This is a genomic window from Aliidongia sp., assembly GCF_035943795.1.
Lineage (GTDB): Bacteria > Pseudomonadota > Alphaproteobacteria > ATCC43930 > CGMCC-115725 > Aliidongia.
Map to the genome: position 1 here is coordinate 32,960 of NZ_DASZBY010000140.1, position 24,640 is coordinate 57,599.

The 24,640-nt window shown below is 65.3% G+C and carries 28 protein-coding genes; 18 read left to right on the plus strand and 10 right to left on the minus strand.

Annotated elements, in window-relative coordinates; genetic code table 11:
- Window positions 1–17 precede the first annotated feature (17 nt).
- Complete coding sequence (locus VGV37_RS26805; protein ID WP_326882871.1) at window positions 18–1,088, plus strand: GGDEF domain-containing protein; 1,071 nt, start codon at window positions 18–20, stop codon at window positions 1,086–1,088.
- Window positions 1,089–1,106: 18 nt separating this feature from the next.
- On the opposite strand, the gene VGV37_RS26810 is transcribed toward VGV37_RS26805, so the two are convergent.
- Window positions 1,107–1,652, minus strand: a complete 546-nt coding sequence (locus VGV37_RS26810) for an N-acetyltransferase (protein WP_326882872.1) — start codon at window positions 1,650–1,652, stop codon at window positions 1,107–1,109.
- Between the two features lie 532 nt (window positions 1,653–2,184).
- Here VGV37_RS26810 and VGV37_RS26815 point away from each other — a divergent pair.
- Entirely contained in the window at window positions 2,185–2,691 is a 507-nt protein-coding gene (locus VGV37_RS26815) for a hypothetical protein (RefSeq protein WP_326882873.1), read from the plus strand.
- Window positions 2,692–2,801: 110 nt separating this feature from the next.
- Here the strand turns inward: VGV37_RS26815 and VGV37_RS26820 are convergent, their stop codons facing one another.
- Complete coding sequence (locus tag VGV37_RS26820; protein ID WP_326882874.1) at window positions 2,802–3,854, minus strand: OmpA family protein; 1,053 nt, start codon at window positions 3,852–3,854, stop codon at window positions 2,802–2,804.
- Window positions 3,855–4,148: 294 nt separating this feature from the next.
- Window positions 4,149–4,814 carry an XRE family transcriptional regulator gene (locus tag VGV37_RS26825; RefSeq protein ID WP_326882875.1) on the minus strand — a complete coding sequence of 222 codons (666 nt, stop codon included), beginning with the start codon at window positions 4,812–4,814 and terminating at the stop codon, window positions 4,149–4,151.
- Window positions 4,815–4,944: 130 nt separating this feature from the next.
- Between VGV37_RS26825 and VGV37_RS26830 the strand changes: the two genes are divergently transcribed.
- From VGV37_RS26830 to VGV37_RS26860, 7 genes are all read left to right on the plus strand, one after another.
- Window positions 4,945–5,544 (plus strand): DUF6456 domain-containing protein, encoded by a 600-nt coding sequence (locus VGV37_RS26830; protein WP_326882876.1) that lies wholly within the window; start codon window positions 4,945–4,947, stop codon window positions 5,542–5,544.
- 146 nt (window positions 5,545–5,690) lie between these two features.
- On the plus strand, window positions 5,691–6,197 hold the full coding sequence (locus tag VGV37_RS26835) for a hypothetical protein (RefSeq protein WP_326882877.1): 507 nt from the start codon (window positions 5,691–5,693) through the stop codon (window positions 6,195–6,197).
- Window positions 6,136–7,566 carry a terminase gene (locus tag VGV37_RS26840; RefSeq protein WP_326882878.1) on the plus strand — a complete coding sequence of 477 codons (1,431 nt, stop codon included), beginning with the start codon at window positions 6,136–6,138 and terminating at the stop codon, window positions 7,564–7,566. Before VGV37_RS26835 ends, VGV37_RS26840 begins: the two co-directional genes overlap by 62 nt.
- Before the next feature lie 134 nt (window positions 7,567–7,700).
- Window positions 7,701–8,393, plus strand: a complete 693-nt coding sequence (locus VGV37_RS26845) for a hypothetical protein (protein WP_326882879.1) — start codon at window positions 7,701–7,703, stop codon at window positions 8,391–8,393.
- Between the two features lie 200 nt (window positions 8,394–8,593).
- Window positions 8,594–8,950, plus strand: a complete 357-nt coding sequence (locus tag VGV37_RS26850; protein ID WP_326882880.1) for a hypothetical protein — start codon at window positions 8,594–8,596, stop codon at window positions 8,948–8,950.
- A gap of 19 nt (window positions 8,951–8,969) precedes the next feature.
- Entirely contained in the window at window positions 8,970–9,422 is a 453-nt protein-coding gene (locus tag VGV37_RS26855) for a structural protein (protein ID WP_326882881.1), read from the plus strand.
- 20 nt (window positions 9,423–9,442) lie between these two features.
- The gene (locus VGV37_RS26860) at window positions 9,443–9,967 is read left to right on the plus strand and encodes a hypothetical protein (protein ID WP_326882882.1); all 525 of its coding nucleotides are present in this window, start codon (window positions 9,443–9,445) and stop codon (window positions 9,965–9,967) included.
- Between the two features lie 95 nt (window positions 9,968–10,062).
- Here VGV37_RS26860 and VGV37_RS26865 read toward each other — a convergent pair whose 3' ends face one another.
- Both VGV37_RS26865 and VGV37_RS26870 read right to left on the minus strand, forming a co-directional pair.
- On the minus strand, window positions 10,063–10,188 hold the full coding sequence (locus VGV37_RS26865) for a hypothetical protein (RefSeq protein ID WP_326882883.1): 126 nt from the start codon (window positions 10,186–10,188) through the stop codon (window positions 10,063–10,065).
- Window positions 10,189–10,333: 145 nt separating this feature from the next.
- On the minus strand, window positions 10,334–10,828 hold the full coding sequence (locus VGV37_RS26870; protein ID WP_326882884.1) for a helix-turn-helix domain-containing protein: 495 nt from the start codon (window positions 10,826–10,828) through the stop codon (window positions 10,334–10,336).
- Window positions 10,829–11,223: 395 nt separating this feature from the next.
- Between VGV37_RS26870 and VGV37_RS26875 the strand changes: the two genes are divergently transcribed.
- From VGV37_RS26875 to VGV37_RS26885, 3 genes are all read left to right on the plus strand, one after another.
- A complete protein-coding gene (locus VGV37_RS26875; RefSeq protein ID WP_326882885.1) occupies window positions 11,224–11,700 on the plus strand; it encodes a cytochrome c in 477 nt (158 codons plus the stop codon).
- Window positions 11,670–12,605, plus strand: a complete 936-nt coding sequence (locus tag VGV37_RS26880) for a cytochrome c (RefSeq protein ID WP_326882886.1) — start codon at window positions 11,670–11,672, stop codon at window positions 12,603–12,605. Before VGV37_RS26875 ends, VGV37_RS26880 begins: the two co-directional genes overlap by 31 nt.
- Before the next feature lie 72 nt (window positions 12,606–12,677).
- On the plus strand, window positions 12,678–14,948 hold the full coding sequence (locus VGV37_RS26885; RefSeq protein WP_326882887.1) for a tetratricopeptide repeat protein: 2,271 nt from the start codon (window positions 12,678–12,680) through the stop codon (window positions 14,946–14,948).
- Window positions 14,949–15,029: 81 nt separating this feature from the next.
- Here the strand turns inward: VGV37_RS26885 and VGV37_RS26890 are convergent, their stop codons facing one another.
- Complete coding sequence (locus tag VGV37_RS26890; protein WP_326882888.1) at window positions 15,030–15,728, minus strand: hypothetical protein; 699 nt, start codon at window positions 15,726–15,728, stop codon at window positions 15,030–15,032.
- A gap of 179 nt (window positions 15,729–15,907) precedes the next feature.
- Entirely contained in the window at window positions 15,908–16,921 is a 1,014-nt protein-coding gene (locus VGV37_RS26895) for a helix-turn-helix domain-containing protein (protein ID WP_326882889.1), read from the minus strand.
- A gap of 260 nt (window positions 16,922–17,181) precedes the next feature.
- On the opposite strand from VGV37_RS26895, the gene VGV37_RS26900 reads away from it, so the two are divergent.
- Window positions 17,182–17,604 (plus strand): hypothetical protein, encoded by a 423-nt coding sequence (locus VGV37_RS26900; protein ID WP_326882890.1) that lies wholly within the window; start codon window positions 17,182–17,184, stop codon window positions 17,602–17,604.
- Window positions 17,605–17,639: 35 nt separating this feature from the next.
- Here the strand turns inward: VGV37_RS26900 and VGV37_RS26905 are convergent, their stop codons facing one another.
- Window positions 17,640–18,356, minus strand: coding sequence for a response regulator (locus tag VGV37_RS26905; RefSeq protein ID WP_326882891.1), 717 nt, complete (start codon window positions 18,354–18,356; stop codon window positions 17,640–17,642).
- 233 nt (window positions 18,357–18,589) lie between these two features.
- On the opposite strand from VGV37_RS26905, the gene VGV37_RS26910 reads away from it, so the two are divergent.
- Entirely contained in the window at window positions 18,590–19,156 is a 567-nt protein-coding gene (locus VGV37_RS26910) for a sigma-70 family RNA polymerase sigma factor (protein ID WP_326882892.1), read from the plus strand.
- A gap of 18 nt (window positions 19,157–19,174) precedes the next feature.
- Here VGV37_RS26910 and VGV37_RS26915 read toward each other — a convergent pair whose 3' ends face one another.
- On the minus strand, window positions 19,175–19,432 hold the full coding sequence (locus tag VGV37_RS26915; RefSeq protein WP_326882893.1) for a hypothetical protein: 258 nt from the start codon (window positions 19,430–19,432) through the stop codon (window positions 19,175–19,177).
- On the opposite strand from VGV37_RS26915, the gene VGV37_RS26920 reads away from it, so the two are divergent.
- The 3 genes from VGV37_RS26920 to VGV37_RS26930 all read left to right on the plus strand — a co-directional run bounded on the left by VGV37_RS26920 (window position 19,422) and on the right by VGV37_RS26930 (window position 22,785).
- Window positions 19,422–20,117 carry a CreA family protein gene (locus VGV37_RS26920; RefSeq protein ID WP_326882894.1) on the plus strand — a complete coding sequence of 232 codons (696 nt, stop codon included), beginning with the start codon at window positions 19,422–19,424 and terminating at the stop codon, window positions 20,115–20,117. The genes VGV37_RS26915 and VGV37_RS26920 overlap by 11 nt on opposite strands.
- Complete coding sequence (locus tag VGV37_RS26925) at window positions 20,114–21,229, plus strand: NAD(P)/FAD-dependent oxidoreductase (protein ID WP_326882895.1); 1,116 nt, start codon at window positions 20,114–20,116, stop codon at window positions 21,227–21,229. Before VGV37_RS26920 ends, VGV37_RS26925 begins: the two co-directional genes overlap by 4 nt.
- Window positions 21,230–21,321: 92 nt before the next feature.
- The gene (locus VGV37_RS26930) at window positions 21,322–22,785 is read left to right on the plus strand and encodes a catalase (protein ID WP_326882896.1); all 1,464 of its coding nucleotides are present in this window, start codon (window positions 21,322–21,324) and stop codon (window positions 22,783–22,785) included.
- A gap of 54 nt (window positions 22,786–22,839) precedes the next feature.
- Here the strand turns inward: VGV37_RS26930 and VGV37_RS26935 are convergent, their stop codons facing one another.
- Window positions 22,840–23,280 (minus strand): nuclear transport factor 2 family protein, encoded by a 441-nt coding sequence (locus tag VGV37_RS26935; RefSeq protein WP_326882897.1) that lies wholly within the window; start codon window positions 23,278–23,280, stop codon window positions 22,840–22,842.
- Window positions 23,281–23,558: 278 nt separating this feature from the next.
- Between VGV37_RS26935 and VGV37_RS26940 the strand changes: the two genes are divergently transcribed.
- On the plus strand, window positions 23,559–24,629 hold the full coding sequence (locus VGV37_RS26940; RefSeq protein ID WP_326882898.1) for an ABC transporter substrate-binding protein: 1,071 nt from the start codon (window positions 23,559–23,561) through the stop codon (window positions 24,627–24,629).
- Window positions 24,630–24,640 lie beyond the last annotated feature (11 nt).

The following is a 24,640-nucleotide window of genomic DNA, read 5'->3' on the forward strand; positions in this document are numbered from 1 at the left end:
AACGGGAGCGAAGCCTGATGGAGCCGGACCTCGAATCCTCACGAGGCTTCGCGCGGGAATCGCTCGAGCAGATGCAGCGGCGCGGCATCAAGCCCACGCCGGAGAACTTCACCGTCTGGTACGGTTTTGCCGCGGACGCGCCGCCGGCGGCCCGGCGTGCCATGGATATCCTGATATCGAACAATCAGGATTTCACCCCGGAGGTGCTCTCGGACCTCTATGAGCGCTTCTATGGCGGGACGAAGCATACGGAGCGGATCCGGGTTCTCGCCCAGCAGATCGACACCGCGATGGCGGGCGTGCTCGGCACCTTGGGCGATGCCGGCCAGGGAGTGCGCCAGTATGGCGCAACGCTGGATCACACGACCCGGGAATTGCTGGCCGACAATCCGCTGGACAGTGTGCGGGCGATCATCCGCCAGGTCATGGACGAGACCCGCGACATGATCGAGCGATCCGAGGTGCTCGAACGGCAATTGACCAAGACGACGGAAGAAATCGGCGAGTTGCGCAAGCAGGTCGAGGATGCGAGCCGCGAGGCACAGACCGACGCCCTGACGGGGATCGGCAACCGCAAGAACTTCGACCTGCAGCTGAAGCTGTGCATGCAGGAAGCGATGGAGCAGGGGACGGAGCTTACGCTCCTGCTCATCGACATCGATCATTTCAAGAATTTCAACGACACCTATGGCCATCAATTCGGCGATCTGGTGCTGAAGCTCGTCTCGAAATACATGGTCGAGGGCATCAAGGGGCGTGATCTGGCGGCGCGTTACGGCGGCGAAGAGTTCGCGATCCTGTTGCCCAATACCGATCTGCGGGACGCCGCCGTCGTCGCCGAGCATCTGCGCGAACGGATCGGCAGCAAGGCGATCGTCAATCGCGACACGAAGAAGAACTTCGGCACCGTGACGATCTCCGTCGGCGTCAGCCTCTACCGCCTGGGGGAGCCGCCGTACGTCCTCATCAAGCGGGCGGACGCGGCGCTCTACCAGGCCAAGCAGACCGGACGCAACCGCGTGGTGACGGAGGTCGAACTCGACGAGTCGACCGGCGAATCGAGCCTGCCGATCGAGCAGGACATCTAGGGCCCGGCGCGCTGGATCTCAGGCTGCGAGGATTCTCGCCGAGGCGCGACGGGGCGACCTCCAGCGCTGGACCGTTCCAGCGGGGATGGCCGAGGCCGCGGCGCCCTCGAGCGACGCTACGCCGAGCGGCAACGCCAGGACGCGCGCGGGATTCTCCCGCTCCATGGCGATACCCCAGTCCGCCGCCGGCTTGAAGCCGAACCGGCCGTAATAGGGCCGGTCGCCGACCAGGACGACGAGATGATGCCCGGCTGCCGCCGCTCGGGCGAGGCTGGTCCGCATCAACATGCCGCCGACGCCGGCGGAGCGGTAGTCTGCCCGGACCGCCACCGGTCCCAGCAACAGTGCCGGTGCTGCGGCCGGACCGACCGCGATCGGCCAGTAGCGAATGGTGCCGACGATCTCGCCGGCGTCGCGCGCCACCAGGCACAGCGGCCAGATGCGGGCCACCCGCTTGCGGTAGGAATAGGACGACTTGGCGAGGCGGGTCGTGCCGAACGCTTGATCCAGCAAGGCTTCGATGGCCGCGGCATCGGCCGGCCGTTCGTTGGTGAGATCGATCATCAGGCTCTCTTCATCGGGCGCGGGCAGGACAGGAACTGTCCGGCTGCCGGAGAGAGCCGCTTGCGCCATCAGCCCCTAGAAGAGGCTGCCGGCCGGGGCCCACGGGCAGGCGAACAGCTGCGCAACGCGGCAAGCGCGTCGCAGACTCGTTCGTCGTCGTAGGGACAGGCGTGGCATGGGCAAGGCCGAATTCGTGTCGAGGACGCAAAACATGGGCGAGCCGCGAAATCCTGTCAAGCGGCCAAGTCCATGATCTCATTGCGGATCTGCCCTTCCACCAGCCGTTGGGTGAATTCGCCGCAATTTGCGCGCAAAAAAACGGCTTGCCCCAGGCAGGCGCTGGATTCATCTTGTCGGCCATCGTGGAGGATGGCGACCGGGGTGGATTCGCCGATGAGAAATGATTGATCGCGGACCCGGAAGGCACTTCCGGGATATCGCCGCTTCGGACGCAGCAGGGGCCCGCTGTCCGGCCACCGTCCGGAGCCGCATGGTAAGGGGGCTGAATTTGTCGAACCGAGTTTTGTCGGGGGTGCTCGCCGCGTCCCTCGTCCTGGCGCCGAGTCTGGCGCGCGCGGAATGCTATACGGAAGCGGAATGGCAGGCGGCGCATGTGCGAATTCTGCAGACCGAACTGAACGTGGCCCAGCTGACCTGCTCGAACGTGCCGGAGCATAGCTACGACGCCCAGTACGGCACTTTCGTCGCCCGCTTCGGCGAACGGCTGAAAGTGGCGGCGAGCGAGCTTCGCGCCCATTTCAAGCGCGTCTACGGCGGGGCGTCGGAAAAGCAGCTGGATTCGTTCGTGACACGGGTCGCGAACGAGGCGTCGGATCGCAGCATGAGCTCGACCACGCCCTGCGCCGACGCCGCACCTCTGTTTCAGCAGGTGCTGGCAACCGATACCGCGGGCTTTTCGCAACTGGCGCTGTCGCACGTGACCGACAAGGCCGAAATCGGTGGCGATCTCTGCGTGGCGAAGGCACCGGCGGCGCCGCACAAGGCGGTCAAAGCCAGGAAGACGATCGCCGCCAAGTAGCCTGGACGGTTCGCGCCGCAAAGCTGGTCGCCCGCCCGGATCGGACGAAGAAAAAGGCGCGCCCCGTGAGGGACGCGCCTTCGTCATTTCGCGGAAAACCGCCTGCGGATTTAGTGCAGGACGATCTCGGCGCGGCGGTTCTGGGGCTCGCGCACGCCATCGGCGGTCGGAACCAGGAGACCCGTCTTGCCGACGCCGGAAGTCGCGATCTCGCTGCTCGGCACGCCGTCCGAAATCAGCTGAGCCTTGACCGCAGCGGCACGACGCTCCGACAGAGCCTGATTGTACTTGGCCGAGCCGACCGTGTCGGTATGGCCCGTCACGTTGATCTGCGTCAGATGGCCAGCCTTCACGCTGTCGGTGGCCTGCTGAATGACCTTGGCGGCGGCCGCGGTGATATCCGACTTGTTGAAGTCGAAGAACACCTGGAACGCGCGCTGCACTTCCGGCGCCTTGGCGGCCTGAGCCGGCGGCGGCGGAACGACGGCCGGGAGCGCTGCCGGGGCGGCCGGCAGATCGCCGAACTCGACGCGCAACGTCACGAAGACGTTGTGCGAGTAGTACTTGTAATGCGCGGTCGAGGCGACGCCGCCGAAGGTCTCGTTGATGTCGGTGTCCTGGCTACCGATGAAGCGGTAGTCGAGACCGAGCTTCAGGTTCTGGGCCAGCGGATATTCGGCGCCGACGATGGCCTGATAACCGAACACCGAGCTGTGACCGTTGATCGGCGCATCCGGGGTCGCGACGCCGGAGTTGCGGACCGAGATCTCGCCGATGCCGGCACCGATATGCGGGACGACCGGCAGACCGTAGCCGTAGAAGTCATAGAGGACGTTGCCGAACAGGTCGTAGGTCTGGACGTGGCCGCCCTTGGGCAGCGCGCCGTGATCGACGTTGTCCATGTTGTTGGTGGCCGCACCGAGCTGAACTTCGGCACGGAACCCGTTGCCGAACTCGTAACCGGCGGCGAGGCTGCTGGCGAGGCCGGCATTATACGTCACGCTGGTGCTGTTCTGAGGCGACGGGCCGGTCGACTGCTCCGTCAGCGGGAAACTGCCACCGACACCGCCGGTGATATAAGGGCCGGTCAGCTGCTGGGCCAGCGCAGCGGAGGAAACCGAGCAGAGTAGAACCGCGCCCAGGACGCACAGACGTTTATTCATCATCATCCTCATCACATTTGTCGTCTAAGCGGAATGAAAGCGTTAGTCTTCTTGCACGTGAACCTATAATACGGCCAGAGGTTGCCGTGCAGGTCTCGGCTTCGTTGGAATTTTGTGCTTTTCCCGGGGGTGTTGCTTAAAGTACACGGTCGGTCGAGCGCCCGGTTGTTCGGGTCGCCATCCGGTCAAGCGGGATGTGTATGAACTCAATCGCTGCGGATGCCAAGACGCGGTGGAACGGTTCCTTCCAGCCTGTGGCACGAATGCACCGTTTCGGGCGTCGAGCGCCTTCGTTCAGGGCTCGTCGAGCCCTACGACGGTGTGAAGGTCGCGAACCTCGCCCAGCGGATATTTCAACTCTGCAGCGGGATTGTACTGCTTCAGCAGCAGCGTTGTTTCGGTGCGCCGCACGAACTCTTTGATCAGGACGACGTTGTTCGTCTTCGTCACGACCACGCCTGCGCCGACTTGCGGGGGCTTGTAGGGATTGACGTGCAGCAACTGGCCGGGCCGGAAGCGCGGGATCATGCTTTCGCCGATCATGTAGATCGAATAGGCGTCGCGGACGTGGAGCAGCGAATGCGGTCGGGCGATGTAGTCGATCGGCCCGTCTTCCAGAAACATCTCCTGCTCCTCGCCACCCCGGGCGGCGCTGCGCACGGGGATCAGGTCCCGCGGGTCACGGGCCGGCAGGATCGGTCCGGGCGCCGCCTCGCTGCCCATCGACGGCGGAGGCATGACGCCGCCAACGGCAAGGTGGGATTCCGCTGTCGGCGGCAACAGGTCCTTGGCTTCGATCCCGAGAGCCGTGGCCAATCGCGTCATCCAGTCCAGCGTCAGGCGCCGTTCGCCCTTCTCGAGCTTGTTGATCTGCGGAGCGGTCGTGCCGACGCGCGTCGCCAAGGCCTGCATGCTGAGGCTGGCCTGCTCGCGAAATTCTCTCAGTCGGTTCGATGTCATGCCCGGATATTATCCATAATGGACATGGTTGGCAAGAGGGAAGTTCGATAATTTTCGGCATTAATTCAGTTGATGATATTGAACAAAACAAGTACGAATTGCATCTCTTATGTCCATTTTGGAGATGCTTATGTCCGCTTTGCCCATCATCCCCAGCCACAAGACCCGCCGGCAGGCATTGAAGCTGGAGCGGCTGGGTCCGCAGATGCCGCCGCCGGAGCGGTTGCAGCACGATCCGGTGACCCTGGTCGAGGAAAACGATCCGGAAGGTTGGCCGGTCCGCCACTGCCGAACGGTCGACACCATCGGTCGCCTGGTGCGCAACGGTCTGGTGCGTTCCGAATGGGCGGTCGCGGCCGACCGGTTCCGGCGTGACTATCGCGTGGCGCAATTCGATCCCCTGTGCGCGAACGATCTGCGGCGCGCGCGGGGCGCAGGCGGCCAAGGCTCTATCATGGACCGCGTCGAGGACGCCCGTCAGCGCCTGTTCGATGCGGTCGCGGGCATGGGCGGGATTTCCGCGCCGGCCGGTTCGATCGTATGGCACGTCATCGGGGCGGAGCTGACACTCAAGGACTGGTCGTTGCGTCAGGTCTGGGGTGGCCGGCCGTTGCGGCAGGAAGTGGCGACCGGGATCCTGGTGGCGGCCCTGGCGGCCCTTGATTCGCACTATCACGATCGCCGCCGCATCGCGCGTGCCGAGCGTCCTGCGCCGGCCGCCGGATTTTAGTTTAGGCCGAACAAAAGAAGAACAATTCATTTGACGCGATCCGAGAGATCTGGCAGAAAAACCCCATCGTTCGAATTGTGCCCGCCCGGAAATTTCCGCGGCGGGCTTTTCGTTTCCGGGCGCGCTGGCGTTCCGGGGGAGGGGCAATGGCGGGCTGGACCGACCACGAGCGGGGGGCCTTTCTGGCGCGCCTCGCTGAAACCGGCAATGTCAGCGATGCCGCACGCTGGGCTGCGGTGGCACGCTCGGGTGCCTATGCGCTGCGTCTCGCGGACGAAGAGTTCGCGCTCGCCTGGGCCGAGGCGCAGGGGCAGGCGGTCGATGCCCTGGAGATGGAGGCACGGCGGCGCGCGGTCGAGGGCGTGGAGCAGCCGGTGCTCTATGCGGGCAAGCCGGTGCACGACGACGGCGGCGACCCGGTCACCGTCCGCCATTATTCCGACCGGCTGCTGGAACTGCTCCTGAAGGCACGGCGACCGGAAAGCTTCAAACCGACCGACGAGGACCAGGATGGCGAGTTCGCTGCTCTCGATGACGGCGAGCGAGTGCGCCGAATTATGTGGCTTCTTGAGCAGGCGCGAACGCGCCGCGATGGACCGCCTGCTGGCGGACATCTGGGTGCCGCTGCCGGGACCGCAGCGGGCGGCCTATGAGAACCAGGCCGACGTGCTGCTCTATGGCGGCGCGGCCGGCGGCGGCAAGACCGACCTGCTGCTGGGCTTGGCGCTCGGCAGCCATCGGCGGTCGATCCTGTTCCGCCGCGAGTTCTCGCAGTTGAAGGCGATCGAGGATCGGGCGCGCGACATGATGGGGCCGCGCGCGCATTACAGTGCGACGCGCCGGACCTGGCAACTGCCGGGTGGCCGCAGCCTGGAACTGGGCGCGGTCCAACGGCCCGGCGACGAGCGCAAGTACCAGGGCCGGCCGCACGATCTGAAGGCATTCGATGAAATTACCCATTTCACCGAGGCGCAGTTCCGCTTCCTGATCGGCTGGAACCGCAGCGCCGTGGCGGGCTTGCGCTGCCGGGTCGTCGCCGCTGGCAATCCGCCGACCTCGGCCGAGGGCGACTGGGTCATCCGCTATTGGGCGCCCTGGCTCGATCGCCAGCATCCGAACCCGGCGGCACCGGGCGAGTTGCGCTGGTTCGCGACGATCGATGGCAAGGAGGCCGAGGTCGAGAGCGGCGAACCGTTCGTCCATGACGGCGAGCGTATCGAGCCGCGCTCGCGCAGCTTCATCCGCGCCCGGGTCGAGGACAACCCGTTCCTGCTGGCCGCCGGCTATCGGGCGACCCTGCAATCCCTGCCGGAACCTTTGCGTTCGCAGATGCTGTTCGGAGATTTTGCCGCCAAGCAGGAGGACGATCCGTGGCAGATCATCCCGACCCAGTGGATCCTGGCGGCCCAGGGGCGCTGGTGCGAGACGCCGCCGGGACCGCTCGACGCGCTGGGCGTCGATGTCGCGCGTGGTGGGCGCGATCGGACGGTCGTCACGCCGCGGCACGGTCTGTGGTTCGCGCATCCCGAAGCGTTCGCCGGTGCCGAAACGCCGGATGGCGGCGCTGTGATCGCCCTGCTGGTGCCGTTGCTGGCGACGCGCGCTTCGGTGCAGATCGACGTGATCGGCGTCGGAGCCGCTGTCTATGACGCGGCCCGGGCGCGTGGCCTGAATGCCGTGCCGCTCAACGGTGCCGCGGGATCGGCGGCGCGCGACCGGTCGGGGCAATTGGGCTTCGCCAATGCGCGGGCCGAATGGTGGTGGCGCCTGCGCGAGGCGCTCGATCCGGTGGCGGGTGAAGGATTGGCCCTGCCGCCCGACCGGGAATTGCTGGCCGACCTGACGGCACCGCGCTGGCGACTCAGCGGGGCCGGCATCCTGGTCGAACGAAAGGACGAAATCATCGCCCGCATCGGCCGCTCGCCGGACAAGGGCGACAGCCTGGTCTATGCCCATGCCCGCCCGATGGTGCCGGGGCAGGGGCTGCTGGATTTCCTGCGCGAGGAGGCGGAGCGGGGCTGACGAGCCGGGTCAATGTTGCCACATGGCGAGACATCTACCGTGGCTTGCTTGCAAAATCGAAACAGTGCACAAGCGCAGAAATCCACTGCCAGTGGTATGTCACATTTTTGGTTGCAAGTTTTTTCGAGGAAAAAATGTTCGGTAGATTTGCTCGAATGCATAGATGCGTTCCGATTTTATTGTTGGTGACCGCGTGTAGCGCCCCGTCCACGCTTTCGAGTACAGCGCGCTATGGTCGTATTGGCGTATTGCCCGCATACGAATCGGATATTGGTAAACGTACGCCGCCAAGCTTGTTTGATAACGCACTGGTTGAGCATTTCGACCTGGATATCGGGCTCAACGAGTTGGTGATCGAGCAGGTCGAGAAATCCGCGGGCAATGCTCATGAGATCGTCGACCTGCAATCTCTCGCCTCGGAGTACGTCGGGACACCCAAGGTCCATTCCGGTGGCGAACGGCAGATTTTCGGTGATTCCAGGCCGTTGTTTACCAGTGTCGTCCAGACTTTGGCCGGAGGGCGAGGGCTGGATGCCTATGTAGTCATCGAGGGCGGGTCCGTCTGGATAACCGAGCCGCAAGTGGCGCCGGCGCTCCGGTTGCTGGCGGCACAGGGGCACGACCTATCGATTCGGATGAACATCTACATTATCGATGGCAAGACTTTCGAGGTCTCGGCCGCCGCCACTTCCGAATTGGTGCAAAAGGGTGTGCCCGATTCGTGGTTCGTTGCTCCGAGGCAGCATTCCGACGAGATCAGAGGCGCCGTCGTTACCCTGCTAGACAAAAATCTGGCCCCGGCGCTGCGGAAGCTGCGTTTAATCTAAGGACGCATCACCTTTTCAACCAGACCAGGCAGCGATGCCTCGTGGCATCGCGCACTAACCAATGGAACATAATAAGAACATTTTGCTTGACCCATTCCGAAACATCTGAGATAGATTCTCCATCGCTCGCATGACGCCCGCCCGGATCCCTCCGCGGCGGGCTTTTTGTTTTGCGCTTCCAGCAAGAAGGACCCTGCTTCATGGCAGCAACCCCTGGCCCTTCCGAGGCGGGCCTGTTCGCGCGCGTGGTCGGTGGCCTGCGTTATGCGGTGACCGGTGCGGCGCCGGCCTGGTTCGGCCCGTCGCAGCCGCTCCGGCCCGAGGCGCCGGCGGAGACCGCGGGCCGGCAGTTCGACTATCCGGTCGGCTATAACCTGCGGCTCCAGCCGCGCCAGGACGAGGGCACCGGCTTCGCGGAACTGCGCGGTCTCGCCGACGCCTACGATCTGGTCCGCCTGGTGATCGAGAGAACCAGGCGACGGACCGCCGTCTTGCCGTCATCGAGAGCCGGCTGGACGCGATCCACGGCTCGATCGAGAAAATCGAGCGTCATCTGACAGGCGGCGAGGAGCGTCCATGACGACCGTCATGACGCTGCCGCGCGGCATTCGGCTGAACAATCCCGGCTGCCTGGAACGCATCGGGATCGATTGGCGCGGCCTGGCGCCGGATCAATCGGTCGATCCGCGGCTGGTCGCCTTTACCGGACCCGAATGGGGCATTCGCGCGCTCGCCCGGACTCTGCTCGGCTACCAGCATCAGGAAGCGCGCCACACCATTGCCGGCCTCGTCTCCCGGTTCCGGCCACCGGAGGTCCATGACACGAGCGGCTATTGCCGGTGGGTCGCGACCTCGCTCGATCGCGAAGCGACGGATCGGATCTCGCTCGACGAGCCGGCAACCCTGATGGGCATCGTTCAGGCGATCATTCGGCGCGAGAACGGGCCGCTGCCGAGCGGACGACCGCTCTGGTATCCGCATGAGACCGTCGCGCGCGGCCTGAAGCTCGCATTCAGCAATCGGGCCTGAGCCCGAGATCGGAGAAAATCATGGATCTTTGGGACGATGCCAAGCAGGCGCTTGGCGCGGTGGCGCCGATCCTGGGTACGGCCGTCGGCGGCCCGCTGGGCGGAACGGCGGCCCGTCTCGTCGCCTCCGCGCTCGGCCTCGATCCGGCGACGCCGGCGCAGCAACTGGCGGCGGCCGTGACGGCAGCTTCGCCCGACCAACTGCTGGCGCTCAAGAAGGCCGACACGGATTTTCAGGTGGCACTCAAGAATCTCGATCTCTCGGCCGAGAAGGTCGCGTCCGACGATCGGGCGAGTGCACGTACCCGGGAGGCCGCGACCCACGATTGGGTGCCGGGAACGCTCATGATGCTGCTGACCGGCGGCTTCTTCGGCCTGATCGGCTATCTCGCCAGCCACGATGTTCCGGTCGGCAACCGCGACCTGCTCAATATCCTGCTGGGCACGCTGGGCAGCGCCTGGACCGGCGGCGTCACCTATTACTATGGCTCATCGGTCGGTGCCGCAGTGAAGGACAAGGCGATCAATGCGCTGGCGCAGCGATAGGCTCAACCGCAGACTGCAATTGCATTTTGCGACTTGTTTCGCGTTTCGTCATGCAATTTGATTTGAGGGCCGCGAATTGCCGAATCGGCGCCACCCTAGCGCGTGGCCAAATGCAACGAGATCGTTTCGCGTGGCAGGATCGGAATACCGGCCGTTTCGGTGACGGCGACGAGCGTCCAGACGAACATCAGCCCGGCCACCACCCAGACCAGCCTGGTCATGACACGTCCTCCCCGCCCGGTCGCCGCCCCACGCGACGTACGCAATCGTGGAAATTCTACGGCGATCGGCAGGCGGGCATCCCCATGGTGCCGGGGATGCGGGAAGGAACCGGGGCGAGGGGGCGGAGCCGGGGCTCCGCCGTCGTCAGCGGGCGGCGGCGAGCTTGGGCTTCGGGCCCGGCTTCCGGCGAGTCGGCGCGATCGACTGGTCCTTGTCGCTGGCATCGGCCATGGCGCGGACCAGATCCAGCACGCAGCGCTGCTGCTGCGCCGAACCGATCCGATAGAAATCGCGGATCAGGTCGAGGGTCATGCGGTTGCTCATGACGGACTTGTTCGCCGTTTCCGGCGTGCCGGCCTCGTCGATCGGCAAGGTCAGGTCCGCCGGCATTTCGTCGAAGAAGTAGGAAATCGGCGTCAGCAGGATATGCGCCATGTCGAACAGCCGGCTGGCGCTGACGCGATTGGCGCCGCTCTCGTATTTCTGCAGCTGCTGGAAGCTGACGCCCAGCAAGGTCGAAACGGCCTCCTGGCTCTTGCCCAACAGGATGCGCCGCATGCGAATGCGGCTTCCCACGTGAATGTCGACCGGATCGGGTTCGCCACGCTGCCGCCAGTCGTAGGAATTTTCTTGGGTCATGGTCACTAACGTGCCTTTCGAAAAGGGATCCGGGGTTGACCTCGCAACGGGCTCAGCGGAGCGAGTCCGTATTCCCGATTTGCCAACCGCAAGTTTCATCAGGCAAGTTCCGTGCCGATTGGCGGCAGGTGCCAGAAAGAAAAGATTTTGGCGGGCGAGCGTGCCCGCTGGCGGGACGGAAGGGATATGGTGCAGGGTGCGGTTGGGTGGGCGTCGCCACATCCCAGCGTCGAGCCCGTAGGGCTGTGCTGCACGCCCGCTGCTTTGGGTCGCAGGGTCGACGCTCACTTCAGCATTGGCATTCGGCACGGCCCGCAGCACGATAGGCGAACGGATGTCGAGACCGATCCCGGGGAGGGACTGTCTCAACCGACGAAACGAAGGGGCCCTGAGCGGTGCAGACTTGGCGTTGGAAATTTTCTCTCGGTGCGGCGGCGGCCCTGGCGGCCAGCATCGCGCTCATGGCGGCGGTCAAGGCCGATGATCTGGCATCGGTAGTCGCCGAACGCCAGGCGGGCATGAAAGCGATGGGCGGCAAGCTGAAGGAGATCAAGGCCTTTGCCGAGAGCGGCGCTGGCCAGGCCGAAGCCTCGGCCGATGCCGCGGTACTCGTCGCCACCGCGAAGTCGATTCCCGGCTGGTTCCCGGTCGGATCGGGTCTCGACAGTTTCTCGGGCAAGACCGCGGCGAAACCCGAGATCTGGAACGACCAGGCGAAGTTCAAGGCGATCGCCGCGACCTTCCAGGCCGATACAGTTGCTTTGCAGCAGGCCATTGCCGCCGGCGACAAGGCCGGGGCGTCGTCCGCATTCGAGGCGATGGGCCGCGAAGGGTGCGGCGCATGCCACGGCGCGTTTCGCGCCAAGACCTGATCGCGCCCATGTTCTGGTACCCGGCGTCTGCGCTGCTGCTCGCCGCGGCATTGGCTCTGGGCGGTCGGGCCGTCGCCCAGGAAGTGACGGCCGACGCGGTCGCGCGCGGCGCGTACCTATTCACTGCGGCGGACTGCGCCAGTTGCCATACCGACACCAAGAACGCCGGCGCGCCGCTCGGTGGCGGCCGGGCGCTCAAGACCGCGTTCGGCACCTTCTTCACGCCGAACATCTCCCCGGATCGCCAGCATGGCATCGGAACCTGGTCCGACGGCCAGTTCATCAAGGCGTTCCGCAAGGGCGTGTCGCCGGACGGGCGCGACTATTACCCGGCTTTTCCGTACACGTCCTTCACCGGTATGACCGATCGGGACCTGCTCGATCTCAAGGCCTATCTGTTCAGCCAGCCACCGGTGCCGACGGCCAACAAGCCGCACGACCTCAATTTTCCCTATAGTATCCGTTGGGCGCTGATGCCCTGGAAGATCCTGTATTTCCGGGAGGGGCCGTTCATGGGCGATCCCAGCCGGCCCATGGAATGGAATCGCGGCGCCTATCTCGTGAAGGCCATCGGCCATTGCGGCGAATGCCATAGTCCACGTAACTCGCTGGGCGCGATCGAGAAGACGAGGCGGCTGGCCGGCGTCTGGAACGGGCCGGACGGGCAGAGCGCGCCGAACATCACCCAGCATCCAGACGCGCTCGGCAAATGGAGCACCGGCGACATCGAGGGGCTGCTGAAAGACGGGATCACGCCCGACGGCGATTTCGTCGGCTCCGGCATGGCTGACGTCGTGGCCAATACCGCAAAGCTCGACGATGCCGACCGGCATGCGATCGCCGTCTTCCTGAAGGCGTTGCCGGCAAAGGACCCGACCCCGAAGCCTGCGGCGGCGGCCCGCTAAATCCTGGCCGCGGCGCCACGGTCCTTGCTAAGTTGTCGATCGACGCTTGGCATGACGCGGCGGATGGGAACCATGGCGGATCGCGAGACCCGGCTCGAGGCGGCGATCTCCCGGCATGGCCTCGGGCACTATGTCGAGGCCGAGGCGATCTATCGAGAGCTTCTGGCCGAGCGTGCGGATGATGCCGATGCCCTGCACCTGCTGGGCGTGCTCACGCACCAGCGCGGCCGATCGGATGACGGGCGGGCATTGATCGAAGCGGCGCTCGCGATCGACGATACCAATCCGATCTATCACAACAATCTGGCGTCCGTACGCCTGGCCCTGGGCGATCGGGCCGGTGCCGAGACGAGCGCTCAGCGGGCTCTGGCGCTCAGGGCCGACTATCCCGACGCGCTCGTCAATCTCGGGACGGCTCTGGTGCGATCGGGTCGGCTCGACGAAGCGGGTGGGCATTATCGGGCGGCCCTGCGATTGCGCGCCGACGATGCCGAAAGCTGGTTTCATTTCGGCAATCTGCTGGCGCTGCAAGGGCGAACCGACCAGTCGATCGAGGTCTATCGCCAGGCCCTGTCCCTGCGGCCAGGGCACGGCGAGACGCTCGTCAATCTGGGCAACGCGCTCAAGCTCAACGGCGATCGGGAGAATGCTGCGGCCTGTTATCGGCAGGCGCTTCAAATCGATCCGTCAAGCGCGCCCGCCCTCAACAATCTGGGCAACCTGTTGCAGGCGGCGGGCCGGCTGACCGAGGCCGAAGAACTCTATCGCCGCCTGCTGGCGCTCGACCCGGACCATGCCGGCGCGCTCGGCAACCTTGGCAGCGTGCTGCAGGCACAGGCGCGGTTCGACGAGGCGATGGCGTGCTATGGCCGGGCGCTCGAGATCGCCCCCGACGACGCGGCGGCACGCCATAATCTCGCGACGGCGTTCAAGCGGCAGAATCGGCTGGGCGATGCGATCGCGGAATATCGGCGCGCGCTCGCCATCGTGCCGGATTATCCCGAGGCCTTGAGCGGGCTTGGCGCGGCACTCCAGGCGCAAGGTCGTGTGGACGAGGCCGTGCCGTTCTACGAGCGCGCGCTGACGCGGCGGCCCGATTTCCACGAGCCGCTCAATCATCTGATGTTCGCGCTCAACGCCCTTCCGGATAGTACCGGCGTCGACCTGCTGGCGGCGGCGCGGCGCTGGACCGCGGCCTGGTCCCTGGTGCCCGCGCCCGCGACGGATCGTGCCAATTCGCCCGATCCGGATCGGCCGCTCCGCGTCGGCTATGTCTCGCCCGATTTCCGTCATCATCCCGTGGGATATTTCCTGACGGCGATCCTGGGTCACCATGATCCCGCTGCCGTCGAGATCCATTGCTACTGCAATTCCCGGATCGCCGATGACGTGACGCGACGGATCGCGGGGGCCGTCAAAGGCTGGCGCGACATCACGGCGCTCGACGACGCGTCGGCGGCAGCGTTGATCCGGGCCGACGGCATCGACATCCTGGTCGACCTGTCCGGGCACATGGCCGACCATCGCCTGCCGCTGTTCCAACACCGCCCGGCGCCCGTGCAGGTCACCTGGCTCGGCTTCTTCTGCTCGACCGGGCTCGACGCGATCGACCATATCATCGCAGACCCGACGATCATTCCGGTCGAGGCCGAGGCCTGGTACGTCGAGCGGGTCTGGCGTTTGCCCCATTGCTATCTGTGCTTCGACGGCGGAACGGTCGATGTGCCGGTCGGGCCGCTGCCGGCCGGTGCGGCCGGGCCGATCACCTTTGGGTGCTTCAATCGGCGCGACAAGATGAGCGCGCCGGCGCTTGCTGCCTGGGCGGAGATCCTGCGGCGGGTTCCGGGGGCGCGCCTGCTGCTCAAGACCGCGAGCTTCAGCGATCCCGTCACCCGGTCTGAAATGATGGCGGCATTCGCGCGGCTGGGCATCGGTGCCGAACGGCTGATCATCGAGGGCGCGACGCCCCGGCAAGCCCATCTGGAAGCGTACCGTCGGATCGATCTGGCGCTCGATCCTTTCCCCTACACCGGCGCCACGACCTCGGCCGAGGCGCTGTGGATGGGCGTGCCGCTGGTGACGTTGCGCGGCCACACCTTCGTCGGTCGTGTCAGTGCGAGCATGCTCCAGGCGGTCGGGCGGTCCGAGCTGATCGCCGACACGGTCGAGGATTACATCGATCGTGCGGTGGCACTGGCCGCCGACCGGACGCGCCTGGCGGGTTTGCGCGACGGCTTGCGCGCAGCGACGCGTGCGGGGTTGGGCGATGGCGCGGGATTCGCGCGGTCGCTCGAAGCGATCTATCGCGCACAATGGCATGAATGGTGCCGGCCGAGACGTTGAGCGAGACGGGACGCGCCCCGTGGACGCGCCCCGCCGTCGAAGCCGATCTGCATTCAAGGTCGTCGGGTTCCCGGCGACGGTCTATTCCGCCGCCACGGCCTCGCGCACCGTCTCGTCCTGGGCTTCGATCCTTTCGGTCCGGACGACCGGCAGCGCGCCCAATCCCAGCAGCCGTTCGCGGATCTCGTGCTGGTCCAGGCTCAGCAGCGCATAGCGTGGCAGTCCCTTCCACCGAGGGTCGGTAAAGCGCACCAGCCCGTTGACGCGGCGGAAACCATAGATCCTCATCGACATGTTGATGTCGCGTTCGGCCACGAGCGACACCAGGGCCGTCGGCTTCCAGCGCGCGAAGGCCATGCGGACGATCGCCTGGAACAGCAGCTTCGAGAGTGAGGATCCCTGTTTGTTGGGCCGGACCCAGAGCGCGCCCGCGAACACGACCGGCCCGCGGATCGTGGCAAGGTCGACCGCATCGACGCTGCAGCGCGCGCCCATGGGCGGTGTCGGCCCCATCAGGAAGCTGCAATCCTCGAACGCCCGGCCCAGATCGGTCGTGATTTCGCGCAAACGGCAAGCCATGGCGCCGATCGGCTCGCCATCGCCATCCCTGACCGCGATCCAGAGGCCGTTCGTCTGATCGATATGCTCGATCAGCGGATCGTAGATCGGCACCAGTTCGCCGAAGCCTTGCGCGCGAGCCGACGCGTTGAAGAGTTTCAGCGCGTAGAAGTCCGATGAGAATGTGGCCCAGAGACCGCGCGCGGCCAGATCCTGGTACATCTGTCCGTCCAACCGGTCGATGGCGGAGAATTCCGATAAGGTAAGTCCGCAATTAGCGACGAGAAATTCCGTATGCATGATGGATCCCTTGTCCAGGTTGAGAACGGACGAAGGATGCACGCAACTATCGCTCGCAGAAATCCAATCGACACCCGGGGCCGCACATCAATGGGCGCGTTTTATTTCGGCGCCTGAAGTGCCGGCGAGCCCACCACAAGTCCAGATCGCGGAAACCAGAATGCCGCTCGCTTATAGGTTACGCGATGGACGCCGGAATCGAAGGTGACCAATCGGTGCGTCACTTGTCCTGTCCGGGTGGCATCGACGAGAGCTTCGTGGGCTAACCGAGTATATTCGGGCGGAGCGGCCAGCTCGAATATTTCTCGGCCGATCACGGCGCGACGCTGCTCTTCGGTCCAGAACACCGTCCCATCGCCGATATGACGGACCTTGATGGCACTATCATAGATGCTGACGAGCTGCGACAGGCCCAGGTCGGCCAGATGGTCGAGAAAGCCGAAGGTCAGTTCCCCATTGCAGTGACGCCAGGTCTCCATCAACTGCGCATGGCGGTCGTCGGCCGCATCCGCGCCCAGTGCTTCGTGCCGTTCGATCCGGCCGCAGAAAACCTTGAGGTCCTCGATGCTGCGTTCCGACACCTGATGCGGTTGGGCGGAGCCCGGCATGGCAGGGCGAAGCGGTGCGCCTGCGACGTTCAGCAGGCTGCGGGCCAAGTCGACGATATCGTCATGTCGGCCGAGCGCATCCTGCTGGCGCAACTGCGCGGCGAGATGGTCTGCAGTATCGGCGGCAAGTTCGTGGGCACCGGCTTCGATCAGCTTCGAAAGCGCGGCCAACAGATCGGTGAACGGCGTGCCGACCCGTTCTCCGATGTCGAACAGATCGCGTTCACTGCATCCGAGCGCGGCGGCGATCTGCCGGCGGGAGTGGATTCCGAGCCCGCGATCGCCGCGTTCGATCCGCGAAATCGTCGAAGGCGCCATGCCGGCGCGGCTGGCGAGTTCACGGACGGTCAGGCCCCGTTGGGACCGTAGCGACCGTAGCGGGCTTTCGGACCTTTGCTCGAGGTGCGCCGGGCTGTCGGAACTGGGCACGAGAGGGTTCGTCGACCGCTTCTGCATCCCGCTGCTCTTCATTCCCGCTCTGCCGTGTGAACGGCGTTGTTGCCGCATTCAACCATTTGGGCGCCAGCAGGGCAACATGGAAGCCCTTTCCCGACGCGTCATCCGAAATTGTGATGCCACTTTGGCAATTTATGTTGCCATGGCGGATCAAATCATTTGCGTTTGCGGGAGTGCTCTCGATATACTCACGCTATACGGGTAGGTGCGATAGTCGATTCTTCGCTCTGCTCGGCCGGGTAGTGTGACGGCCTGTCGCCGGGTCGGGCTGCCGGATCGTTCGATATTTTCAAGCGCGAGAGCGGCACAGCATGGTCGATAGCCTTCCCCACGGAACGGCCCCCGCGACAGCGCCCCACGGGCGGTCTGGCAAGCGCGGGCAGCCGATCGAGACCGGCGGGATCGCCCGGATCCTGGCGGCCCCCGATACGTCGGGCTATGTGCGCACCTGGCTGGGGGCGGCGCTCGAGCGGGATCCGATGCTGGCGTACCAGGAGGCGGCGACGCTGGTCGGCATGCTGGAATTGCTGACGTGCGGTGAGGCGCGGGCCTGGCTGGCTCCCGCCTTGGCTGCGGCGTTGGCGCAGGAGCCGGAGGCCGCCTTCACGGCGTCCCTGGAAATCGCCCAGGCCCTGAAGCCGGCGGCGATGGTGCTGCAACGGATGGAACAGGCCATGCCGGAGCCGGCCAATAGCCGCGGCGTGCCGAGCGGCCCGCGCGGCGTCGAGGAGTAGGGCGGCCGGTCAGGCCTCCTCGTCCATACCTTCTTTCAAGCCGCGTCGATCGCGGCGGTAAAGATATAGCCCGACCCGCGCACGGTTTTGATCATGCTCGGGTTCTGCGGATCCTCTTCCAGCTTCTTGCGCAGGCGCCCGACCTGGACGTCGATCGTCCGATCGAACGGTCCCGACGAGCGGTTGCGGGCGAGATCGAGCAGGCGGTCGCGCGACAGGACCTGGTTGGCGTTGCCGACGAAGGCGGCCAGCAGATCGAACTCGCCGGTCGTCAGCCGCACTTCCTCGCCCGAAGGCGCGGTCAGCTCACGCGACGTCAGGTCCAGCTTCCAGCCGTTGAACACGGCAGACTGGGGCGGCGCCTTGGCGGATTCGCTGCGGGCCGACGCGCGGCGCAGGACGCTTTTGACGCGCGCCAGCAATTCGCGCAGATGGAACGGCTTCGGTAGATAGTCGTCGGCACCCATTTCGAGCCCGATGATGCGGTCGACCGTTTCGCCGCGTCCGGTCAGGATGATGATGCCGATGTCCGACTGGGCGCGCAGTTGCCGCGCCAGCGACAGGCCATCGTCTCCGGGCAGCATGATGTCGAGCAGCACCAGATCGATCTCGTATTGCTGCATGATCCGTCGCATCGACGGGCCGTCGTTGGCCGTCGATACCCGGTAGCCTTCGCCCGTCAGATAGTTATAGACCAGCTCGCAAATCTCCGGCTGGTCGTCGACGATGACGATATGGTCTGCCGCTTTCATATCTTCATTCGGCTCCCAGCCAATATCCACGCTCGCTCGGCGGCCACGTCTAACCCTCTGAGATCGAAAGCATCCGTCGCGAGTGTAAACCGACCTTACTCGCTGTTACAATTCATTACGCGATAAGCGTCTTCATGACATTAAGCGATTACATGCTGCCCTTAGATTTCTGATGCGCACTGCGGGCGGGGAACGTTCGCTGCAGTGCAAAAAAAGAATTTAAGGAGATGAGCATGTCCGACGTCTTCAATCGTATCGAGCTGGAAATTCCCCGACTCCGCCGGTATGCCCGAGCCCTTACCCGTGATCCCTCGGCCGCCGACGACCTGGTCCAGGACTGCCTCGCCCGTGCGCTTGCGAAATCGCATCTGTGGCAGGAAGGCACCGATCTCCGGGCTTGGCTCTTCACTATCCTCCACAACCAGTACGTCAATACGGTGCGCCGCTCGGTGCGTGAAGGCACGGTCGTCGAAGTCAGCGATACCGAACCGACCTTGGTGGCACCCGCCGTCCAGACCAAGCGCCTCGAGCTCCGCGATCTCGAACGTGCGCTTTCCAAGCTGCCGGGCGAACAGCGCCAGGTTCTGCTGCTGGTCGGCATGGAAGGGCTGCGTTACGAAGAAGTGGCGGAAATCCTCAGCGTCCCGGTCGGTACCGTCCGCTCGCGCCTGTCGCGTGGCCGTGATGCACTGCGCGCTCTGATGGGCGAGTCGGAAGAGGATCGGGCCGAGCGCAAGGCCGATACCGCGCCGCGCCGCAACCGGCGGTCGGAAGAAGACCTCGAAGTCAGCGCCGCCTGATCCCACGGCCTGACGAAGCTATCGGCCGCGCGTCGCCTCCCGACGCGCGGCCGCGATCATGTCGGCCATCACGGCCGGCACCGGCTCTTCCAGGATGTCGTCATAGAGCCGCCGCAAATCCGCTTTCTGCATCTGGTAAGCCGTCACGCGCGCATAGGCTTCGGCATCCTGTTCGAGCGCCGAAGCGACGCGGGTCGCGGCCCGGGGCGGCAGCATTTCATCGATATAGGCGTGCAGATCGTCACTGCTGACGAACAGACGGGAGATGGCCGCCATTGTTTTCAACTCCGAAGACGTTTTCCGTCTGACGGCCGGTGGCCCGTACACACTGATCGTATTTGATACAGTCGGTTTACAAACGGATCAATCCTTCCGAAGGTTCCAGCCGGGGCAGGGCGAGGCCCACGAGACAGGGGTGTCGCCGGGAGCTATTCTCCGGCGAATTTTCGAGGATGGTGCTGGAGGATTGCGGATGCGGATGATTCTGATGGTCGCGGCGATCGTGGCCGCGATACCGGCCGTTGTCGGTGCCGCGCGCGCGGACGAGGTGGGCGCCTTCAAGAACGACTGGACCGGCAACAAGATCGTGGTCGAAGCGATCGCCGATCCGAAGGTGCAGGGCGTCACCTGCCACCTGACCCACTTCGATCGCAGTGTGATCGATCGTCTGCGCAAGGGGAACTGGTTCGAAGATCCATCCAATTCCTCGATCGCCTGCCGCCAGACCGGACCGATCGCGATCGGCGACATCAAGACGGACGAGTCGGGTGAGGAAGTCTTTTCCGAGCGGGCGAGCCTGGTCTTCAAATCGATCGCGGTGCGCCGGATCTATGACAAGAAGAGCGACACGCTGATCTACGTCGCCTATTCGCGCCAGGTCCAGGACGCCAGCGCCAAGATGAGCGTGACGACGGTGCCGCTGTTCGGCACCAGCGCCACCTGGACCGGCCGCAAGCCGTGAGCGAACGGGTCGGCGCGGTCGTCGCCGGCGCTGGGGTCGTCGGCCTGGCCGTCGCGCGCGCGCTTGCCCGGGCCGGCCGCGAGGTACTGGTGCTGGAGGCGGCGGACGCGATCGGCACGGAGACCTCGTCGCGCAACAGCGAGGTCGTCCATGCCGGGATCTATTACCCGAAGGGTAGCCTGAAGGCGCTGCTCTGCGTGCGGGGGCGGCGCCTGCTCTACGAGTATTGCCAATCCCATGGTGTGCCGGTGAGCCGGCTCGGCAAGCTGATCGTGGCGACGAGCCAGAACGAGGCGCGGGCGCTCGACGGCATCGCTGCCAAGGCCTGGGCCAACGGCGTCGAGGATTTGCGACCGATCTCGGTTGAGGAAGCCTTGGCACTCGAACCGGCGCTTGCCTGCACCGGCGCGCTGCTTTCCCCCTCGACCGGCATCGTCGACAGCCACCGGCTGATGCTGGCCTACCAGGGCGATGCCGAGGATGCGGGCGCCATGGTCGCGTTCCATGCGCCGATCCTGCGCGGGCGACCGAACGGCAGCGGCTGGTCGCTCGAGGTCGGTGGGGCGGAGCCGATGCGGCTCGACTGCGACCTGCTGGTCAATGCCGCCGGCCTCGGGGCCGTCGCCCTCGCTGGGCGGCTCGAAGGGTTGGCCGCCGGGGCGATCCCGCCTGCGTATCTGTGCAAGGGCTCCTATTATGGCCTCGCCGGCCGGCCGCCGTTCCGGCACCTGATCTACCCGGTGCCGGAGCATGCCGGCCTGGGCGTGCACCTGACGCTCGACCTGGGTGGCCAGGCGCGTTTCGGCCCCGACACGGAATGGGTCGATCGCATCGATTACGCGGTCGATGTCGCGCGGGCCGACGGCTTTTACGCGGCAATCCGGCGCTACTGGCCCGGCCTGCCCGACGGAGCGCTGCAACCTGGCTATGCCGGCATGCGACCCAAGATCAGCGGTCCGCACGAGCCGGCCGCCGACTTCCGCATCGACGGCCCGGCGCAACATGGTCTGGCCGGGCTGGTCAACCTGTTCGGCATCGAATCGCCAGGCCTGACCGCCTCGCTCGCGATCGCGGACCATGTCGCGACCCTGGCGCGCGAAGAGTACCGATAGGCTGTGTCGATTGGTCTAAACGGAATAGGCGATTTCCTCTATCGCTCGACACGGGGTAGGCTCGCTCCATAATTGACGCGGTGGAGACAAACATGCCCCAGGACGATACAGGCCGGAAGCTGACCCATGCGACGGGTGCGCCCGTGGTCGACAATCTCAACATCCAAACCGCCGGCCCCCGCGGCCCGGCGCTGCTCCAGGACATCTGGCTGCTCGAAAAGCTGGCGCACTTCGATCGCGAAGTGATCCCCGAGCGCCGGATGCATGCCAAGGGCGCCGGCGCCTTCGGCACCTTCACCGTTACCCACGACATCTCGCAATACACCCGGGCAAAGCTGTTCTCGGAGATCGGCAAGCAGACGCCGCTGTTCGCCCGCTTCTCGACCGTGGCCGGCGAGCGCGGCGCGGCGGACGCCGAGCGCGACATCCGCGGCTTCGCGTTCAAATTCTATACCGAGGAAGGCAACTGGGACATCGTCGGCAACAACACGCCGGTGTTCTTCTTCCGCGACCCGATGCGCTTTCCCGACCTCAACCATGCCATCAAGCGCGATCCGCGCACCGGGCTGCGCAGCGCCGACAACAACTGGGATTTCTGGACCCTGCTGCCCGAGGCGCTACACCAGGTGACCTACGTGATGGGCGAGCGCGGCCTGCCGCGCAGCTTCCGGCACATGCATGGCTTCGGTAGCCATACCTTCAGCCTGCTGAATGCGGCCAACGAGCGGGTCTGGGTGAAGTTTCATTTCCGTACCCAGCAAGGCATCGAGAATTTCACCGATGCGGAGGCCGAGGCCGTGGTTGCCAAGGATCGCGAGAGCAGCCAGCGCGACCTGTACTACAGCATCGAAAAGGGCGATTTCCCGCGCTGGACCCTGTTCATCCAGGTCATGACCGAAAGCCAGGCGGCAACCCATCGCCATAATCCGTTCGACCTGACTAAGGTGTGGCCGCAGGCGGAATTCCCGCTGATCGAGGTCGGTGTCGCCGAGCTGAACCGCAATGCGGAGAATTACTTCGCCGACGTCGAGCAGGCGGCGTTCTCGCCGGCAAACATCGTGCCCGGCATCGGTTTCTCGCCCGACAAGATGCTGCAGGCCCGCCTGTTCTCCTACGGCGACGCGCAGCGCTACCGGCTGGGCGTGAACTTCAACCATATTCCGGTCAACGCGCCGAAATGCCCGTACCATTCCTATCATCGCGACGGCGCGATGCGGGTCGACGGCAACGGCGGCGGCACGCCCAGCTATTTCCCCAACAGCCACGGCGAATGGGCCGACCAGCCCGGTCTGGCCGAGCCGCCGCTGCCGATCGACGGTGCGGCCGCCCATTGGGATCATCGGGTCGACGTCGACCATTACGAACAGCCAGGCAACCTGTTCCGGCTGATGACGCCGGCCCAGCAGCAGGTGCTGTTCGACAACACGGCCCGCGCGATGGGCGATGCCGCGGTCCACATCAAGCAGCGCCACATCGCAAACTGCGCCAAGGCGGATCCCGCCTATGGCGCCGGCGTGGCGGCGTCGCTCGGCCTGCCGGTGCCGACAGAACGCTGATCCCGCCTGGCCACCCTCTTTTCCGGACGCATCGGAAAAGAGGGTGGCTTGCCGTCAGCTGCAGGGGCGGCCTTTAGCATCGTAATAGGCGTCGTCGCGCTTGATCAGCCCGTGGTCGAGCGTCAGGAAATTCGCGATGCGCACCTCGAAGGCCGCGCCGGGTCTCGTGCTGCGGGCGACGAACTGTATGGCGATATGCTCCCGGTCGATCACGACCGCCGTCACCTGGTCCTGGATATCGGGAACCGTCTGGAACAGGGCGGCATAGGCCTGTCGCGCGCCGGCGAGCCCGATGCGATCCTGGCAAAAGCCCGGCGAGGTCAGTACGGCGTCCGGCGCATAGAGCGCCACCACTGCTTCCAGATCGTGGCGATTGAATGTCTCGAAGCGTGCTTTCGCGATTCTCTCTGCTGCCGTCGGTGCCGACGCGGCGGACAGGGCAGGGGTAGCGGCGGCCAGCACACAAGCGAGCGCAATCAAGCTTCTCGGCGACATGAGATTTCTCCGTCCGATACGTTCTTCCAGCGGACGGTCGCGTCGTCCCAGGGTTCGAGCGGCACGATACCTCAGTCGGCAGCTTCCAAAAAGGCCTCAGCGCAGCTTTCGGTTGAGATCTTCGTTCCTCCAGCCGTGGCCCTTCGGGCGGCCGTCCAGAATCCGGCTTTGATGATGACGGCGTGCTGCCGTATGTTTGCGGCCGGGGCGAGCGTTACGGGGCTGGGATCGAGATGCAGATTTCGCGACAGCGGTTTCTGGCCGGAGCGCTCGCGGGAGTGGCATCGCTTGCGTTGTCGCCGGGCCTCGTCCGTGGCGCGGCATTTCGCCCGATGCGGGCGATCTTCGTCAATCCCGGCCGGTCCAATGAAGATTTCTGGGTCAGCGTCAGTGCGGTCATGCGCGCTGCGGCCGCCGATCTCGCCATCCATCTCGACATCGTCTATGGCGAGCGTTCGGTGCTCTACACCCAACAGGTCGCGCTCGAACGGATTGCCGTGGCGGAACCTGGCGACTATCTGCTGGTCGGCAACGAACAGCACAGCGCCGGCCCGATCCTGGAGGCCGGCCTGGCGCGCGCGCTCCGATGCCTGATCGTGTTCAACGGCTTCGTCGGCGACGAGGTCGCGCGCTACGGCGGCCCGCGGCAGAAGTTCCCGAATTTCCTGGGCGAGCTGCTTGCCGACAATGTTGCCGCCGGGTCGGAGATCGCACGCGGCCTCATCGCGGCCGCCAAACGCGCCGGGGCGCCGCTTCACGTCGTCGGCATCAACGGCAACGTGGAGACGCCCGCGGCCGCCGACCGCGAGATCGGGCTGCGTCAAGCCACGGCCGGGATCGCCGGTCTGACGTTGGGCCAGGTGCTCACCTCGGACTGGACGCGGGAGGAAGGGCGGCAGCGCGCCGCCGGACTGCTCGATCGCTATCCGGAGACCAGCATCGTGTGGTGCGCCAACGATCCGATCGCGCTCGGCGCGCTCGACGTGGCACTGCAGCGCGGCCGCCGGCCGGGACGCGACATCTTCATCGGTGGGCTCAACTGGTCGTCGGACGCGATCGCGGCCATTCAGTCCGGCCATCTGGAGCTCAGCCTCGGCGGCCATTTCCTGCTCGGCGGCTGGGCGCTGGTTCTGCTGCGCGACTATCACGAGGGCCTGGATTTCGCAGAAGTGCCCGGCGGACTCTCGCAATCCGTGCCGTTCGGCGCGCTCGATCGCAGCAATATCGACAGCTGGGTCGGGCGATATGACGGATCCGACTGGTCGGCAATAAGATTTCAACGTTTTTCGCATTATCTGAGCGGTGCGCGTGGACCTTACGATTTCTCCCTGCCGGCCGTGCTTGGCTGACCTGGTGCCTC